This window comes from uncultured Nevskia sp. (genome assembly GCF_903885465.1).
Classification (GTDB): Bacteria; Pseudomonadota; Gammaproteobacteria; order Nevskiales; family Nevskiaceae; genus Nevskia.
In genome coordinates this window covers 1-16,904 of sequence record NZ_CAISIQ010000444.1, presented here as the reverse complement: position 1 = coordinate 16,904, position 16,904 = coordinate 1, and the positions used below count along the sequence as shown (strand labels likewise).

Sequence of the window (16,904 nt, the reverse complement as noted above, 5' to 3'; positions counted from 1 at the left end):
TGATCGTGGCTGTGGTCGTGCGTGTTGGCCATGACTCGGTGCTCCTGACTCAATCTGGATTCTTGAAGGTTGCGACGTTCAGCGCGCGGATCAGCGCAGCTTCTTGACCTGTTCTGCAGTGGCGGCGTCGCCAACCTTGTTGCCGAGGTTGTTGCGCGTGTAGGTCACGACCGCGGCGATGTCGGCGTCCGACAGATGGGCGAACGGCGGCATCGCGTTCTTGCCCTTCAGCACCTGGGTGATCTGTGCATCGATCGGGCCAGCGACCAACTTGGAACCGGTCAGCGCCGGGAAGGTCGGCGGCATGCCGGCACCGGTGGCCTGATGGCAGGCAGCGCAGTTGCCGAGGAACAGCTTCTCGCCAGCCTTCGAATCTGCAGCCGGCGCAGCAGCGGCCGGAGCCGGTGCCGGAGCAGCTGCGGCGACTTCCGTCGGCGCGGCTTCGGCAGCCGGTGCGGCGGGTGCATCGACAGCCGCATCGGTAGTGGTAACCGGGGCTGCAGCGGCGACTTCGGCACCACCCTTCTGCTTGGCGAGCCAGGCGGCATAGTCGGTTTCGCTCATCGCGTGGACGACGATCGGCATGAAGCCGTGGTCACGGCCGCAAAGCACCGTGCATTGGCCGCGGTAGATGCCGGGCTCGTTGATCTGCGTCCACATTTCGTTGATGAAGCCCGGGATCGCGTCTTTCTTGATCGCCAGATCCGGAACCCACCAGCCGTGGATGACGTCGTTCGAGGTCAGCAGGAAGCGAACCTTCTTGCCGACCGGCAGCACCAGATAGTTATCGGTGTTGTGCAGGTAATGCGGCACGGTCTTCGGGTCGACGCCGGAGTGCAGCTGGCGCGCCTTGTTCGATTCCGCATCGAGCGTCGAGAAGAAGCTGACGCCTTCGCCGACATATTCGTACTGCCACTTCCATTGGTAGCCGGTGATCTTCACCGTCATCGCAGCGTTGCGCGTGTCGTACTGCTTGATCAGCGTGCCGGCGGCCGGCACAGCCAGACCGATCAGGATCACGAACGGGATGATCGTCCAGATGATCTCGACGGTGGTCGAGTGATGGAACGTCGCCGGCACCGGATGCTTCGAGCGACGATGCGCAAAGATCGAATAGAACATCACGCCGAACACCACGATGGCGATCACCACGCAGACCCAGAACGCGGCCATGTGCAGATGCCAGACCTCATTGCTGATGTCGGTGACGCCCTTCGGCAGGTTCCAATAGGCGTTTTCCATCGTGTCTGCAGCCTGCGCCGCAAAACTTCCGGCCATGCCGGTCATTGCGAGTGCAAGGCCACGCAGGCCGCGAATCAGGTTCGACATGTCTACTTCAGCCCCATATGTAGGAATCAGTTGCAGTCCGGCGCCGCGCCTTTTGCCGCCACAGGCGACCCGGCACGCCAGCCGGCCAGTATCAATTCACGCAATCTTGCTGCCAGCCGCTCGCGTTCCCCGTCCGTCAGGCAACGCCCCAGTTCGAGGCTTTGCGACCCGTTGACCAGCTTCAGCCGGCTTGGATCGTTGCGATGCGGCCCCATTTCCAACTGTACCCGCGTCATGGACCTAACCCAGTCCACCGACAGCGCAGCACCTTCCCCGCTCATGCCGCATTCGATCCGCAACCGCTGATCGTCGAACTCGATCACTTCCCGATAACGATTGCGACGCAAACTGACCTGCAACGCCCAAGCCAAGGCCGCCAGTTCCAGTCCTGCAAAAGGCAGGATTGGCCAGAAGCCATGCCAGGCAAACAAGCCTGCGATGCTCAGCGACACCGTCGCCATCACCAGCATCACCCCTTGCGCCGCACGCACCGACATCGACGCATTCGGACGGACCACCAGCAAGGTGTCACGCACGGTGGTCACGAGGCAGTCCGGACGAGTCCTTGGGATAGCGGGATTCGCAGCGGGCGGATTGTAGTGGATGAAGCGCCGGCCGCAAAGCCTTGCACGCATTGAATCGTGCGGCTTCGGACGGGTTCTGTCCCGTTTCTGTCATAGGCTTTGCCATGCAGAACTAGCGGCTCATCATTGCCGATGGCGCTGCGCAGGCAGTGCCGCGGTTCAGCTTCCGCGCAGCGCCCCGAGCAAGGCGCTGACATCGATCGCCGCAGCGGCATCGTCGTCCGGCGGCAGGCAGCCCAACAGTGGCGCCGTCAACTGCTGTGTCAGGGTCGCCACATTGTCCCGCCAGGCCGGCTGCTCGGGGGGCAGGCGATTGGCGATCCAGCCGACCAGCGGCACCCGCCGCGCAATCGATTCCGCCGTCAGCAGCGCGTGATTCAGGCAACCGAGCCGCAAACCGACGACCAGCAGCACCGGCCAATCATGGTCGGCGACCCAGCCCGCGTAACTGGAACGACCCGCCTCGGACGACAACGGCACGCGCCAGCCGCCGGCGCCTTCGACCACCAGCACCTGGCAATCCGCCGCAAGGCGCGCATGGGCGGCATCGAGCACCGCGAGGTCGATGTCGACGTTCACCGCAGCCGCTGCAAGATGCGGTGCAATCGGCGGTTCGAAGGCATAAGGATTGACGTCGGTATAGGCCAAAGGCCGGCCGGTTGCTTCGATCAACGCAAGGGCATCGTCGTTGCGGAGGCCGTCCGCCATGCGCTCGCAACCACTGGCGATCGGTTTCATCGCACCAACCCTGAGCCCTTCTGCGCGCAAGGCGCGGATCAGCGCGCAGGCGGTGCGGGTCTTGCCGACGCCGGTGTCGGTACCGGTGACGAAAATCGTCAGTGACACGACGCCGTCAGCGACCGATGTCGGGCGGCAAGCGGCAGCTGCCAATCGCGTCGATCAAGCCGTCGATCTGTGCCTCGTCATGCGCTGCCGACAAGGTCACGCGCAGCCGCGAGGTGCCGGCTGGCACTGTCGGCGGCCGGATCGCCGCCACCCAGTAGCCGCGCTCGAACAAGGCTCGCGACAAGGCCATCGCCCGCCCGGCATCGCCGACGATCAGCGGCTGGATCGGCGTCGTCGATGCCATCAGCTGGAACGGCAGGCCATCCCCGAGCACAGCGATGCCGGCGCGGAAACGGGCGATGTTCCGGGCCAGCTGCGCCTGATGCTCCGGCTCGCTGCGGATGATCGCCAGGGCCGCGCGCGCGGCGGCGGCGATCGCCGGCGGTGGTGCCGTCGAGAACACCCAGGTACGGGCGCGCTGGATCAGGAACTCGATCAGTGCTTCCGAGCCGGCGACAAAAGCCCCCGAAGCACCGAGGCTCTTGCCGAGCGTGGCGACATAGACCTCGGGCGCATCCGCACCCGGATAACGGATGCTCGGTGCCGGCTGCACGCCGAAGCCATGGGCATCGTCGACGATCAGGGTGGCGCCGCTGCGTTTCGCCAGCCGCGCCAGCGTCGGCACCTCGGCCTCGTCACCGTCCATGCTGAAGATCGAATCGCTGACGATGCCGATCTCGCCGCCCTGTTCGACAGCCTCGATCAGCGCCGCATCGATCGCCGCCACATCGCCGTGCGGTGCACGCACGTAACGGGCACCGGACAAGCGCGCGCCGTCGATCAGGCTGGCATGGTTCAGCTCATCGCAGATCAGCGTGTCGTCCTTGCCGAACAGCGCTCGCAGCAGGCCGAGATTCGCCGCCCAGCCGCTGGAGAACAGCAGCACGCGCTCGCGGCCGCAGTAATCGGCCAGTTCTTCTTCGAGCTTCGCGTGCTCAGCGTTGTAGCCGGAGATCAGCGCCGCCGCGCCGCTGCCGGTGCCGACCCGGGACAGCGCCGCACGGCCGGCTTCGGCCACCCGCGGATCGCTGGCCAGACCGAGATAATCATTGCTGCAGAAGCTGATGCAGGACTTGCCGCCGACGCTCAAGCACACGCCATGGCTGCCGTCGATGACCCGGCGCTGGCGATACAGATCGGCGGCGCGCAGCCGTTCCAGCTCGTGACTCAGGCGGACATCGAGCAGCGAAGGCCCGACCACCGGAGCGTTCATTCGTCGCAGCAGGCCATCTGCGGGCTGCAGGCGTCGGCAGTCGCGACGTCCGCGTGATGATGGTCGAGATGGGCCGAGCCATCGACCCGCTGCTCGGTGCGCATGCCGAGATTGGCCAGCAGCGCGCGATCGCGGGCGTTCTGCGGATTGCTCGTGGTCAGCAGGCGCTCGCCGTAGAAGATCGAGTTGGCGCCAGCAAAGAAACACATCGCCTGGGTCTCTTCGCTCATCTGGGTGCGGCCGGCGGACAGGCGCACATAGCTCTGCGGCATCATCAGGCGGGCCACGGCGATCATCCGCACGAAGTCCAGAGGATCAAGCGGCGCGGCATTGGCGAGAGGCGTGCCTTCGACGGCCACCAGTTCGTTGATCGGCACCGATTCCGGATGCTGCGGCAGATTGGCCAGCGCGCGCAGGAACTCGACTCTATCCGTCTCGGACTCGCCCATGCCGACGATGCCGCCGCAGCAGACCTTGACGCCGGCTTCGCGGACATTGGCCAGCGTTTCCAGGCGATCGTCGTAGGTGCGGGTGCTGATGATTTCGCCGTAGAACTCCGGCGAGGTATCGAGATTGTGGTTGTAGTAATCGAGCCCGGCCGCGGCCAGGTTCTGCGCCTGCGAGGCTTTCAGCATGCCGAGCGTCACGCAGGTTTCCAGACCCAGGGCCTTCACTTCGCGGACCATCTCGGACACTTTCTCGATGTCCTTGTCCTTCGGCGCCCGCCAGGCCGCGCCCATGCAGAAGCGCGTCGCGCCATTGGCCTTGGCGTCAACGGCGGCCTTGATCACCTCGGCGAGCGGCATCAGCGGCTCGGCCTTCAGGCCGGTCTTGAAGCGCGCGCTCTGCGGGCAATAGCCGCAATCCTCGGGGCAAGCGCCGGTCTTGATCGACAGCAGGGTGGACAGCTGCACCGCATTGGGATCGAAATGCAGGCGATGAACGCTCTGAGCCCGGAACAGCAGATCGTTGAACGGCAGCGCGAACAACGCCTCGACTTCGGCGCGCGTCCAGTCATTGCGAACGGGAGCGCAGTCACCAGTGGGGAGGCTGCTGGGCGACGGCGCGAGGGCGAGCGACATTGGGGGGAATCCGGACGGTGAACGAGACGCGCAGTGTTTCCGCCACGGTCGACTGCTGTCAACCGAAAGGCCATCTTCATGGTTGACGTGATCGCAGCACTCAAGCGCTGGATCGTCCCCTCCGCCTGTTTGTTATGCGCCGGCCCGGCCGATCCGGGGACGATCTGCGATGGCTGCCGCAACAGCCTGCCGTGGAACCGCATCGCCTGTCCGGTCTGCGCCTTGCCGCTGGCCAGTGCGACCGCGCAGATCTGCGGAAGCTGCGCAACGGAGGCGCCGCATTTCGACAGTGCGCTGTCGGCATTTCGCTACCAGCCGCCAATTGCCGGGGCGATCGCCGGATTGAAGTACCACGCGCAGTTCCGGCAGTCGCGCTGGCTCGGTGGCGAACTGGCGGCGCTGGTCGCGGCCCGGCCCGAACCGTTTCCCGAGCTGCTGATTCCGGTGCCGCTGCACCCGAAACGCCTGCGCGAGCGCGGCTACAACCAGGCACTGGAGCTGGCGCGCGGCATCAACCGCGTGCTGGCGATCGACATCGACTGGCAAGCGGCGACGCGCATCCGCGAGACCTCCGACCAGATCGGCAAGCGCGCCGTCGAACGCCGCCGCGAAGTACGCGGCGCATTTGCCGTCGATGGGCGAATCGCCGGCCGCCACATCGCGCTGATCGACGATGTGATGACCACCGGCAGCACCGTCAACGAACTGGCCCGCGCCTGCCGGGCAGCCGGTGCTGCACGAATCGAGGTCTGGACGGCGGCGCGGGTGCCCTGAGGCCGCTCAGCGCAGATGGCGATCGAGAAAATCGGCGCCGCGCTGCACCGCCGCGCCATCCATCAGGAACGCGGCGATATGGCCAAGGCCGCGCAGCAGGTACAGCTCGTTGGGCACCCCGGCGGCGTCGAGTGCCGCCTGGTAATCCAGCGACTGATCGAGCGGCACCAGCATGTCCCAGGTGCCGTGATACAGAAACACCGGCGGATCGCCGGCCGTGACGTACGCGGCTGGCGAGGATTCACGGAACGCCACCGAGTTTTCGCTCCAGTGCTCGCCGAGGAAATTCGGCACCAGAGTGCCGCCGTGGAACTTGCGCAGGTCGGACGGGATGCCGCCGGCCACCACCACTTTCAGCCGCGCATCTTCGGCATAGAGCCGATCGCCAGGGCTCAAACCGCCGACCAGTGCCGCCAGATGGGCGCCGGCCGAATAGCCCCAGGCGCCGATGCGAGTCGGATCGACCTGATAGCGCTCGGCATTGGCGCGCAGCCAGCGCACCGCCTGCTGCACGTCCTCGACCGGCGCCGGAAACAGCGCATCCGGTACCAGCCGATAAGTGATGTTGACCGCCACATAACCACGCTTGGCGACCCGTTCAGCCAGTGATTCCACCTGCTCGCGGTCACCGCTTTTCCAGCCGCCGCCGTGGATGACCAGCACCGCCGGCCAGCGTTCGCCGGATGGCGGTGCGCCGCTCGGCGTGTAGACATCGGCGAGCAGCGCCTTCGGCCAGTTCGGCGGCGTGAACAGCTGGTCGCGCTGCACGCTGTAGCTACGCTCGACTCTGGCCGGCTGCGGCGCTTCGGGCTTGCCGATATGGCGGGCGCAGCCGCTGCTGAGCACAGCGGCCGGCAACAGCGCTGCGGATACGAGTTTGAGCATCATCGGGAAATTCGCGTCGGGGATTCCTTGCCACTACGGCCGATGCGGCAATCGGGATTCCAGGTTCTCAGGGATGCAGCCGCTGGACAAGAAAATCCATGCCGCTCGCCAAGGCATCCTTGCCGGCGGCACCGAGCGCATGCCCGGCTTTGGGCACCAGCAGCAAGGTGTTCGGCACGCCGGCGGCGGTCAGGGCATCACGGTAAACGGTGGCCTGCTCGGGCGGCACAGTGGTATCGGCGTCGCCATGAATCAGGAACACAGGCGGATCATCCGCGGAGACATGGGCAATCGGCGAAGCATCGATGAACACCTTCGAGTCTTTGCTCCAGCGCTCGCCCAGAAAGGCGGCGAGTGACTTGTTGCCGCCACCGCCATCGCGAAAGTCGGTCGGCGTGCCGACACCGACCACCGCCTGTACCCGCGCTTCCGGATCGAAATACGGGTCACCCGGACTCAGGCCGGCCTCGAGCGCTGCCAGGTGGGCGCCAGCCGACGAACCCCAGATCGCGATCCGTTTTGGATCGACGCCGATCGACGCCGCATTGGCACGCAGCCATCGCACCGCCTGCTGCACGTCCTGCAACTGAGCCGGGTAGATTGCGTCCGGCACCAAGCGATAGTCGATGGTCAACGTGACCAAGCCACGCGACGCGAGACGCTTGCCCAAGCCCTGAAGCTTCGTGCGATCACCCTTGTGCCAAGCACCGCCGTGCAGCGCGATCACGGCCGGCCGACCACCCGCCGGCGCCTTGCTGCTGGGCGTGAACAGATCGCCGGACAGAGCCGCTGGCCAGTTCGCCGGGGTGTAGACGACCTCTCGCTGTGCGGCTGCGGCGCCGCCGGCGGAGGAAGCCGCCACCTCGACATCGTCATCGCCATCTTCGGCCCCCTTTGCGTGGGCGCAGGCGATCAGCCCGCAAAGGCTCAGCAGGGCGGCGGCGAGCGGCAACCGGAACAGTGTGGCGATGGACATCGTGGAATCCTCGTTCAGAACGGCGGCAGCGAGACAGCGAGCCCCAGAAAGACCAGCGCACCGATGCGATTGTTTCCAACGAAAGCAGAAAAACAGGCGACGCGTTCTCGATGCCGCGCCTGCCAGAGCTGGTGCGCCGCGAAAATCGCCGCCAGCAGCAGGCCAGCGTAGTACGGCCAAGCCAGCGCGATCCGCCAACCGGCGAACGCCAGCAGCAACAGCGCGGCCGCTTGAAGCAGACCGACGATCAGTCGATCGAAACGGCCGAACAGGATGGCGCTGGACTTCACACCGATGCGCAGATCGTCATCCCGATCGACCATCGCATACAGCGTGTCATAGGCGATCACCCAGCACAGGTTGGCGGCCATCAGCAAGATCGACATCGGCCAGTCGACCGCGCCGGACACCGCTGCAGACGCCATCGGAATACCCCAGGAAAAGGCGATGCCGAGATGCGCCTGCGGCAAGCTGTGAAAGCGCTTGGCGAACGGATAGCTCGCCGCGAGCACGATTGCCGGCACGGTCAGCCACAGCGCCGCGGCATTCAGCGGCGCGGCCACGGCGAGCGAGATCAGACCGAGCACGACGAACAGGATCAGCGCTTCTTTCGGTGTTGCCCGGCCCGAGGCCAGGGGTCGTTGTCGTGTGCGCTCAACGTGGCCATCGAACTTCCGGTCGGCAAGATCGTTGATCACGCAGCCGGCGCTGCGCATCAGCACGGTGCCGGCGATGAAGATCGCCAGCAGCACGAGCGGTGGCAAGCCGCCGGCCGCGAACCACAGCGCCCAAAGAGTTGGCCACAGCAGCAGATAGATGCCGACCGGCTTGTCGAGCCGCATCAACTGGGCCCAGACCTGCCAGCGTTCCCGCAGACGTTCGCGAATCATCGAAGGGTAGAAATCAGAATTTCCGGATCAACACCACGCCAGCCACGATCAGCGCCGCACCGAGCACACGCCAGGGGTTGATCAGGTGCGGCGCAAAGCCGAGCAGGCCGTAGTGATCGAGCGCCAGCGACATGGTCAGCTGGCCGGCAACGATCAGCCCGAAGGTCAGCGCCACACCGAGCATCGGCGGCAGCACGATGCTCATGATCAGATAACCAACGCCCAACGTTCCGCCCGCCACCCATAGCCACCACGGCACCGACTGCGGACTTGCCGGCAGCGGCGCGCGCATCGCGATCAGGATCGCCAGCAGCAGCAAGGTGCCGGCCGAGAACGACACGAAGGCCGCCGCGAACGGATTACCGAGGTAACCGCGCAACTGGCCGTTGAGGCCGGCTTGCAAGGGCAAGACCGCACCGGCGACCAGCGCCAGCAGCATCGGAATCAGGGCTTTCATCGGCTCATTGTGCCAGCGGCGTCCCGCGCCTCGCCTTCAGACCTGCGCATAGCGATCCGCGTCGCCAATCCAGCGCGCGATCATTCGCTTCGCATCCTTCGGCGACTTCAGCCACCAGTCATCGGCCAGCTTCTGCAGACCCGGAATCAGGGCCGAATCGCGCACCGGGTCGGCGATCTTCATGCCGATCAGTCCGGTCTGGCGGCGGCCGAGCAGTTCGCCAGGGCCTCTGAGTTCGAGATCCTTCTGGGCGATGACGAAGCCGTCGGTGGTCGTGCGCATCACATCGAGCCGCGCGCGCGAACCTTCACCGAGCGGCGGCTGATACATGAGCAGGCACTGGCTGGCGGTGGCGCCACGGCCAACCCGGCCTCTGAGCTGATGCAGCTGCGACAAGCCCAGCCGCTCGGCGTTGTCGATGATCATGATGCTGGCGTTCGGCACGTCGACGCCGACTTCGATCACCGTCGTCGCGACCAGCAGTTGTGTGGCGCCGCTCTGGAAGGCACGCATCTGCGCTTCCTTTTCGGCAGCCTTCAAGCGGCCGTGAACCAGGCCGACCCGCAGCTCCGGCAGTTCCTCGCGCAGCTGGCGATAGGTTTCCTCGGCGGCCTGCGCCTGCAGCTCGGTGTTCTCCTCGATCAGGGTGCAGACCCAGTAGGCCTGGCGACCGAGCCGGCAGGCTTCGCCGATCCGCGCCAGCACATCGAAGCGGCGCTCGTTCGACAGCACCACGGTCTGTACCGGCGTGCGGCCGGGCGGCAGTTCGTCGATCACCGAGACATCGAGATCGGCGTAGACGGTCTGCGCCAGGGTCCGCGGGATCGGTGTCGCCGACATGATCAGCTGATGCGGCGTGACGCCGGCCGGGCCCTTGTCGCGCAAGGCCAGACGCTGGCCGACGCCGAAGCGGTGCTGCTCGTCGACGACGACCAGCGCCAGCTTCTTGAACTTCATGTCGCCCTGGAACAGCGCGTGAGTGCCGACCCAGACCGGCGTCTCGCCAGTCGCCGCGCGATGGAGGGCGGCATCACGCTCGGACTTCTTCATCTTGCCGGTCAACAGGCCGACATCGACACCGACCGCGTTCAGCCAGGCGGACAAGGTGCGCGCGTGCTGCTCGACCAGCAGTTCGGTCGGTGCCATCAGCACTGATTGCAGGCCGCTCATTGCAGCGCCGAGCATCGCCGCGGCAGCGACCACGGTCTTGCCAGAGCCGACGTCGCCCTGGATCAGCCGCAGCATCGGCTGGCCGGCGGCGAGGTCGTGAGCGATATCGGAAATCACCCGACGCTGGGCGCCGGTGAGCGCGAACGGCAGCTTTTCCTGCAGCTTCGCCGACGCCGGCAGCACTGCTTCGATACGCGCGCCGGGCGCGGCCTTGGTCTGCTTGCGCAGCAGGCGCATGCACAGCTGATGGGCCAGCAGTTCCTCGCGCATCAGGCGGATCTGCGCCGGATGGCGATCGAGCAGCAGATCGCCGAGATCGCGGCCGTCCGGCTCGTGCAGGGTGCGCAAGGCTGCGAGCGTCGCCGGGCCGCCCAGGCCTGGAAAATCAGCGATGTAATCCGGATCGTGCTGGGCCACGGCGAGCGCCTGCTTAATCAGCTCCCGGACTCGGGTCTGGGTGATGCCGGTGGTCAGGCCGTAGATCGGGGTCAGCCGGTCTTCTGGCGGCAGTTGCACGGCAGTCTCGGCAACCCGGTATTCGGGATGAACGATCTCCGCACCGCCGTTGCCAACCCGCACCGTACCGAAGGCACGTAGCCAATGGCCGGTGACCATCGCCGCTTTCTGCGCTTGGTTGAAATGGAAGAAGCGCAGCACCAGGCTGGCCCGGCCATCGTCGATGACCACACGCAGCCAGCGCTTGGCGCCGAAGCGCACCTCAGCCGATTCGATGCGGCCGCAGACCAGCGCTTCGGCGCCATGAACGACATCGCTGATCGGCACGATGCGGCGACGATCTTCATAGCGGATCGGCAGATGCAACAGCAGATCGCGCACGCGCTCCAGGCCGAGCGGCTTCAGCTTCATCGCGACTGCCGGGCCGGCGCCCTTGAGGAAGGTCAGCTCGGTATCAAGGGTCAACGCTGGCCGTTGACCCGGCCGTCGCTCTGGCCGTGACTGGCTGCGGGAATCGCTCATCACCGCGCGCGGCCGAGAGGGTTCTGGCTTAGCCGAGCACCATTACCGCATCCGCCTCGATGCGCGAGCCGCGCGGCAAGCTGGCAACACCGATCGCGGCGCGTGCCGGGAACGGTGCAGTGAAGTACTGAACCATGATCGCGTTGACCGTCGCGAAGTGGCCGAGATCGGTCAGGAAGATGTTCAGCTTGGCGATGTCGCCAAGGCCGCCGCCGGCAGCAGTGCAGACCGCACGCAGATTCTTGAACACCTGGTGGATCTCGTCCTCGATGGTCGCGTTGACCAGGGTCATGGTCGCCGCATCGAGCGGAATCTGGCCGGAGAGATAGACGGTGTCGCCGATCTTCACGGCTTGGGAATACGGGCCGATCGCGGCAGGCGCGTCATCGGTATGAATGATCTGGCGGGACATGCGGTTTCTCGTTCGTGGAGGCTGCAAGCTTGGGGTACAGGCCTCGATGATCGCTAGCCCGAACTACCCCTGAAATGCCCGCGACACTAGCGCGGTTGCGGTGCGCCGCGCCAGCCTGCGATCAGATGCGGATGACGCGCTGCACGGCTTCGAGCCGGCGCAGGCGACGCAGCACACGCGCCAGATGGACGCGATCGCGCACGGTGATCACGAAGCGCATTTCCAGCGCCGTGTCGCCGCCGCCGCGTTCCGGCATCTGCACGTTCTCGATGCCCGAGCCGCCACCGGCGATCTCGCCGGCAACACCGGCCAGCAAGCCGCGCCGGTTCTCGGCCTTGAGCTTCAGTTCGGCAAGGAAATCGCCCTGCACGCTCGGCGCCCAGATCAGCGGCACTCTTTCCTGTGCCGCGCCCTTGCGCGCCGACACATGCTTGCATTCGAGGCGATGGACGACGATGCCGCGGCCGATCGAGACATAGCCGCAGATTTCGTCGCCGGGAATCGGGTGGCAGCACTTCGCGTAATCGATGACCAAGCCTTCGGTGCCTTCCACGGCCAGCGGCACGCTTTCGCCAGGGATCGTCGCCGCACTGGGATCCGGCAGGAAGTGGCGCGCCACCAGCGGCGCCAGGCGGCTGCCGCTGCCGATCGAAACGTACAGGTCTTCGATGTCCTGCAGGCCGAAAGCCTTCAGAACGGCGCCGGTCGATTCTTCCTTGAGCACGGTCAGCGGCACATTCAGTTCGCGCAGCGCGATTTCCAGGAGGCGGCGGCCGAGGCGGATCGCTTCGTCTTCGCGCTGATTCTTCAGGAAGTTGCGGATGTGCTGCCGCGCCTTGACCGTCTTCACGTAGTTCAGCCAGGCCGCGTTCGGCCGGGCGTGACGCGCGGTGATCACTTCGATGGTCTGGCCGTTCTTCAGGATCGTGTTCAGCGGTTCCAGCTGTTGATCGATGCGCACGGCAACACAATGATCGCCGAGCTCGGTATGCACCGAGTAAGCGAAATCGACCGCCGTGGAGCCGCGCGGCAATTGCCGGATATGACCCTTCGGCGTGAACACGTAGACCTCGTCCGGGAAGAGATCGACCTTGACGTTGTCGATGAACTCCAGCGGCGCGGCGCCCGTCTGCGCGGCGAACAGGTTGCCGAGCCATTCGCGGGCACGGACCTGCGGCGCGCTCTGCGAGTCGTTCTTGCCGCTGACCGACTTGGTCACGCCCTTGGTTTCTAGCTTGTACTGCCAATGCGCGGCAATGCCGTTCTCGGCGATGTGGTGCATGTCGCGGGTACGGATCTGCACTTCGATCTTGCGACCCTGCGGGCCGATGCAGGTGGTGTGCAGGCTCTGGTAACCGTTGACCTTCGGGCTGGCGATGAAATCGTTGAATTGCTCGGAGATCGGCCGATAAGCGTGGTGGATCACGCCAAGCGCGCGATAGCAGTCATCAACCTTGGTAACCAGCACGCGAAAGCCGAGCAAGTCCATCACGTCGAGAAAGCGCAGGCGCTTGCGCTGCATCTTTTCGTAGATGCCGTACAGGTTCTTCTGCCGGCCGACGACGCTGGCGCCGATGCCTTCTTCCTTCAGCGCCCGCTCGAGCTTGTGCTCGATTTCCTTGATCAGACCCTTGGTGTCGCCGAGCCGGTCGTTGACCGCCTTGCGGAACACTTCATAGCGATTCGGATAGAGATTCTGGAAAGACAGATCTTCCAGTTCCATCCGCAAGGTATTGATGCCGAGACGCTGGGCGATCGGCGCATAGATCTCCAGCGTTTCCAGCGACACGCGGCGGCGCTTGGCCGGCTCGACGCCGTCCAAGGTGCGGACGTTGTGCAAACGATCGGCGAGCTTGACCAGGATCACGCGCAGGTCCTGCGCCATCGCCAGCAGCAGCTTGCGAACGTTCTCGGCCTGGCGCTCTGCACCGGACATGCCTTCGACTTTCTGGAACTTCGACACGCCATCGACCAACTCGGCGACATCGCGGCCGAACAGGCGGGCGATCTCTTCCTTGCCGACCGGGGTGTCCTCGATCACGTCATGGAGGATCGCGGCACAGAGCGTGGTCGCGTCGAGACGCATCTCGGCGAGGATCTTGGCCACCGCCAGCGGGTGATAGATGTACGGCTCACCGCTCGACCGGTTCTGGCCGGCGTGCATCTTGGCGCCGAATTCGTAAGCGCGGCGCACTTCGGAAATCTGCGGCGCCGGCAGATACTCCTCGAGGATCTTGGTCAGCGCTTCGATGCCGTACTCACGCGCGACTCTTTGCGTGCGAATGGCGGTGCCGATGCGCGTGATAACCGGGATATCCATGGTTTGAGTATAGACGCGGCTTGCACGGCCCCGGACCGTCGGCCACGAAAAAGGGGCCTTGCGGCCCCTGATCGTTGCAACGTGTGCGGGTGTCGCTTAGAGATCGAAGCTCGGATCGAGCGCTTCGAGTTCCATCTTCGGCTGCTGGATCGCGGGCAGATCGGCTTCCGAAAGCACACCGGTGTCGATGTAACCGTGAGCGATTTCCTTCAGGGAAAGCACGGTCGACTTGTGGTTGCCCCACGGCAGTTTGGCCTCGGCACCGCGGGCGAGCTGACGGGCGCGCTTGGCGGCGACCAGGGTCAGTTCGAACTGGTTCGGGATGCGGTCCAGACAATCTTCTACGGTTACACGGGCCATGGGCTTGTCACTCTTGTACTGCGGGAAGTCGCGGATTATAGCGGCGGAGCGAGAAGCGTGCCAGAAGGCGGCGCTTTGAGCTCGTCACTCACTCGTCGAGCAGGCTGGTGATCAGGTTTTCGTAACGCGCCTGCTGGGTCGCGCCGCGCATCCGGCGAGCGACGAAGATCGCCGCCATCTCGTCCAGCGCACGATCGAAATCGTGGTTGACCAGCAGGTAATCGTATTCGCCGTGGTGCGACATCTCGGCCCGCGCCGCGTGCATGCGTGCGGCGATGACTTCGTCCGTATCCTGACCGCGAGCACGCAGGCGCCGCTCCAGCTCGTCCGACGACGGCGGCAGAATGAAGACGCTCTGCACGTCCGAACGCCGGGCGCGAACCTGACGAGCGCCCTGCCAGTCGATGTCGAGGATCACGTCGATCCCCTGGCCCAGCAGTTCCTTGGTGCGGGTCAGGCCGGTGCCGTAATGCCGGCCGAAGACCTCGGCGTGCTCCAGGAAATCGCCGTGCTCGACCATCGCAGCGAACGCCGCGTCGTCGACGTAGTGGTAGTGCACGCCTTCCTGCTCGCCGGGCCGCGGCGTGCGCGTGGTGTAGGACACCGAGATCTCGGCCTTCCAGCCGCGCTCGGCAAGACGGGGCAGTAGTGCCCGGGTCAGGCTGGTCTTGCCGCCGCCACTGGGCGCCGACACGATCCATAAAGTTCCGGGGATCAGTGATTCGTTCAAGGTGTTTTGACTCTGTCGATGAGCAGCAAGCGGCGCGAAACAGGCAAGCCGGCCGTCGTCACTCGATGTTCTGAACCTGCTCGCGCATCTGCTCGATGATCACTTTCATCTCGACGGCGCAGCGGGTCATTTCGGCGTCCTGGGACTTGGACGACAAGGTATTCGCTTCGCGATTGAGTTCCTGCATCAGGAAATCCAAGCGGCGGCCGACCGCTTCTTCGCGAACCAGCGTATCGCGCACTTCGGTGAAGTGGCTGCCGAGCCGCGACAGTTCCTCGTCAACATCGAGACGCTGCGCGGCCAGCGCCGCTTCCTGCGCAAGGCGGGCGGGGTCGACGTCGACACCCAATTCGGCAATCTTCGCGCGTAGCCGATCAAGCCAGGCATCACGTACCTGCGGCGCCCGCACTTTCACTCTTTCAACCAGCACCGCCATGGCATCAAGGCGTTCGACCAGATACAGCTTGGTGCGCTCGCCTTCGCGACTGCGAGTGGCGGTGAAGTCATCGAGCGCGGCCTGGAACAGCTGCATGGCGTCCGCCAGCGGCACGGTAACGTCCGGCGCGCTATCGATCCTCACCACTCCGGGCCAGGCCAGTACCTGAATCGGGTCGGGCGCGGTCGAGGTCCGCAGCTGGCCAGAGATCTTTTCGACGGCAGCAAGCACAGCGGCAAGGCGATCGGTATCGATCTGCAGGCCGCCAGCCACGCCGTTATCCCGGCTGTAGCGCAAGCCGGCTTCAACCTTGCCTCGCCCGATACGCTGGGTGGCCAGTTGGCGCAGATCGTTTTCCATCGACCGGAACTCTTCCGGCAGCTTGAATTGCAGTTCAAGGTAGCGATGATTGACCGAACGGAGCTCCCAGCTCAGCCGTCCGGAAGGGTTTTGTTGTTCTGCTCGGGCATAGCCCGTCATGCTGCGGATCATGGATTTTTGTTCAAGTCGCGAGGCGAGCGTGCGGATTGTACTGGTGCTGCTGTGGTGCATGGGTTTGGCGGGTCAGACGGCGCTGGCGGCGCCGACGCTGAACTATCGCGTGGTGAGCGCTGAAGCCCATGACGCTACGGCGTTTACACAGGGGCTCGCCATTGCCGACGATCAGTTGATCGAAGGCACCGGCCTTTACGGACGGTCTCAGCTGACCGTCCGCGACCGCGCCTCCGGCAAGCTGCTGTATTCAACCAATCTGACAACCGGAGAATTCGGCGAAGGCGTGACCGTCGTCGGCGATCGAATCATTCAGCTCACCTGGATGAACGCGGTTGCCTACGTCTACGACCGAACCCTGAAGCCCGTCAGCAGTTTTCCGCTCAGCACCGAAGGCTGGGGGCTTGCTTACGACGGGCATCGGCTGATTCTCAGCGATGGCTCATCGCGTCTGCATTTTCTTGATCCGCTGACCTATACCGAGAACAGCCACGTCGACGTGACGGATCAAGGCCGGCCTGTCGATCAACTCAATGAGCTTGAGTTCGTCGACGGCCTGATCTACGCCAATGTCTGGCAAAGCGACCGCATCGCAATCATTGATCCGGAATCGGGAGTCATCCGGGCGTGGCTCGATCTCGCGGCCCTGAAGGGCAAGCTGTCCCACGGCAGCGGCTGGAGCGAGCAGGACTTCGTGCTCAACGGTATCGCCTTGATTCCGAAAACCGGACATCTGCTGGTTACCGGCAAGTGCTGGCCGCTGATGTTCGAACTGGCGGTCGATAACCACCGCTTGCGGCACCGGAAGAGATAGGTCGGAGCTTTTCAGGGCGATTGTGCGGCAGCAACTGATTTGTCGTAGTCACGCACAGATTGCGGTAATTATTTTTACCTGGGCTCCCGAATTTTTCTTTCTTGTTTTACTGGAAACTGTCTTAGCTGCTATAAATCCTCACGATTCAACGATGAG

At 64.8% G+C, this 16,904-nt stretch carries 17 protein-coding genes; 2 read left to right on the top strand and 15 right to left on the bottom strand.

Annotated elements, in window-relative coordinates; genetic code table 11:
* Window positions 1–90: 90 nt before the first annotated feature.
* The 5 genes from coxB to bioB all read right to left on the bottom strand — a co-directional run bounded on the left by coxB (window position 91) and on the right by bioB (window position 5,054).
* On the bottom strand, window positions 91–1,329 hold the full coding sequence (coxB, locus tag QZY06_RS17255) for a cytochrome c oxidase subunit II (RefSeq protein WP_295686355.1): 1,239 nt from the start codon (window positions 1,327–1,329) through the stop codon (window positions 91–93).
* Window positions 1,330–1,355: 26 nt separating this feature from the next.
* Complete coding sequence (locus QZY06_RS17250; RefSeq protein WP_295686353.1) at window positions 1,356–1,874, bottom strand: DUF2244 domain-containing protein; 519 nt, start codon at window positions 1,872–1,874, stop codon at window positions 1,356–1,358.
* 198 nt (window positions 1,875–2,072) lie between these two features.
* Window positions 2,073–2,759, bottom strand: coding sequence for a dethiobiotin synthase (gene bioD / locus QZY06_RS17245; RefSeq protein WP_295686351.1), 687 nt, complete (start codon window positions 2,757–2,759; stop codon window positions 2,073–2,075).
* A gap of 7 nt (window positions 2,760–2,766) precedes the next feature.
* Entirely contained in the window at window positions 2,767–3,972 is a 1,206-nt protein-coding gene (locus QZY06_RS17240) for an 8-amino-7-oxononanoate synthase (RefSeq protein ID WP_295686349.1), read from the bottom strand.
* Window positions 3,969–5,054 (bottom strand): biotin synthase BioB, encoded by a 1,086-nt coding sequence (gene bioB, locus QZY06_RS17235; protein ID WP_367275671.1) that lies wholly within the window; start codon window positions 5,052–5,054, stop codon window positions 3,969–3,971. Before bioB ends, QZY06_RS17240 begins: the two co-directional genes overlap by 4 nt.
* 78 nt (window positions 5,055–5,132) lie before the next feature.
* Between bioB and QZY06_RS17230 the strand changes: the two genes are divergently transcribed.
* A complete protein-coding gene (locus QZY06_RS17230) occupies window positions 5,133–5,828 on the top strand; it encodes a ComF family protein (protein WP_295686347.1) in 696 nt (231 codons plus the stop codon).
* Between the two features lie 6 nt (window positions 5,829–5,834).
* Here QZY06_RS17230 and QZY06_RS17225 read toward each other — a convergent pair whose 3' ends face one another.
* From QZY06_RS17225 to QZY06_RS17180, 10 genes are all read right to left on the bottom strand, one after another.
* The gene (locus QZY06_RS17225) at window positions 5,835–6,716 is read right to left on the bottom strand and encodes an alpha/beta hydrolase (protein WP_295686345.1); all 882 of its coding nucleotides are present in this window, start codon (window positions 6,714–6,716) and stop codon (window positions 5,835–5,837) included.
* A gap of 64 nt (window positions 6,717–6,780) precedes the next feature.
* Complete coding sequence (locus QZY06_RS17220; RefSeq protein WP_295686343.1) at window positions 6,781–7,689, bottom strand: alpha/beta hydrolase; 909 nt, start codon at window positions 7,687–7,689, stop codon at window positions 6,781–6,783.
* Window positions 7,690–7,703: 14 nt separating this feature from the next.
* Complete coding sequence (ubiA, locus tag QZY06_RS17215) at window positions 7,704–8,579, bottom strand: 4-hydroxybenzoate octaprenyltransferase (RefSeq protein ID WP_295686341.1); 876 nt, start codon at window positions 8,577–8,579, stop codon at window positions 7,704–7,706.
* A gap of 13 nt (window positions 8,580–8,592) precedes the next feature.
* On the bottom strand, window positions 8,593–9,036 hold the full coding sequence (locus QZY06_RS17210) for a DMT family transporter (protein WP_295686338.1): 444 nt from the start codon (window positions 9,034–9,036) through the stop codon (window positions 8,593–8,595).
* 36 nt (window positions 9,037–9,072) lie between these two features.
* Window positions 9,073–11,184 carry an ATP-dependent DNA helicase RecG gene (gene recG, locus QZY06_RS17205; protein ID WP_295686337.1) on the bottom strand — a complete coding sequence of 704 codons (2,112 nt, stop codon included), beginning with the start codon at window positions 11,182–11,184 and terminating at the stop codon, window positions 9,073–9,075.
* Between the two features lie 28 nt (window positions 11,185–11,212).
* Window positions 11,213–11,596 carry a RidA family protein gene (locus QZY06_RS17200; RefSeq protein WP_295686335.1) on the bottom strand — a complete coding sequence of 128 codons (384 nt, stop codon included), beginning with the start codon at window positions 11,594–11,596 and terminating at the stop codon, window positions 11,213–11,215.
* Between the two features lie 121 nt (window positions 11,597–11,717).
* Entirely contained in the window at window positions 11,718–13,916 is a 2,199-nt protein-coding gene (locus tag QZY06_RS17195; protein ID WP_295686334.1) for a bifunctional (p)ppGpp synthetase/guanosine-3',5'-bis(diphosphate) 3'-pyrophosphohydrolase, read from the bottom strand.
* 96 nt (window positions 13,917–14,012) lie between these two features.
* A complete protein-coding gene (gene rpoZ / locus QZY06_RS17190) occupies window positions 14,013–14,276 on the bottom strand; it encodes a DNA-directed RNA polymerase subunit omega (protein WP_022974882.1) in 264 nt (87 codons plus the stop codon).
* Window positions 14,277–14,364: 88 nt separating this feature from the next.
* Window positions 14,365–14,994, bottom strand: coding sequence for a guanylate kinase (gmk, locus tag QZY06_RS17185; RefSeq protein ID WP_028474972.1), 630 nt, complete (start codon window positions 14,992–14,994; stop codon window positions 14,365–14,367).
* 70 nt (window positions 14,995–15,064) lie between these two features.
* Complete coding sequence (locus QZY06_RS17180; RefSeq protein WP_295686331.1) at window positions 15,065–15,922, bottom strand: YicC/YloC family endoribonuclease; 858 nt, start codon at window positions 15,920–15,922, stop codon at window positions 15,065–15,067.
* Here QZY06_RS17180 and QZY06_RS17175 point away from each other — a divergent pair.
* Complete coding sequence (locus tag QZY06_RS17175) at window positions 15,921–16,748, top strand: glutaminyl-peptide cyclotransferase (RefSeq protein ID WP_295686330.1); 828 nt, start codon at window positions 15,921–15,923, stop codon at window positions 16,746–16,748. The two genes, QZY06_RS17180 and QZY06_RS17175, sit on opposite strands and share 2 nt — an antisense overlap.
* Window positions 16,749–16,904: the final 156 nt, after the last annotated feature.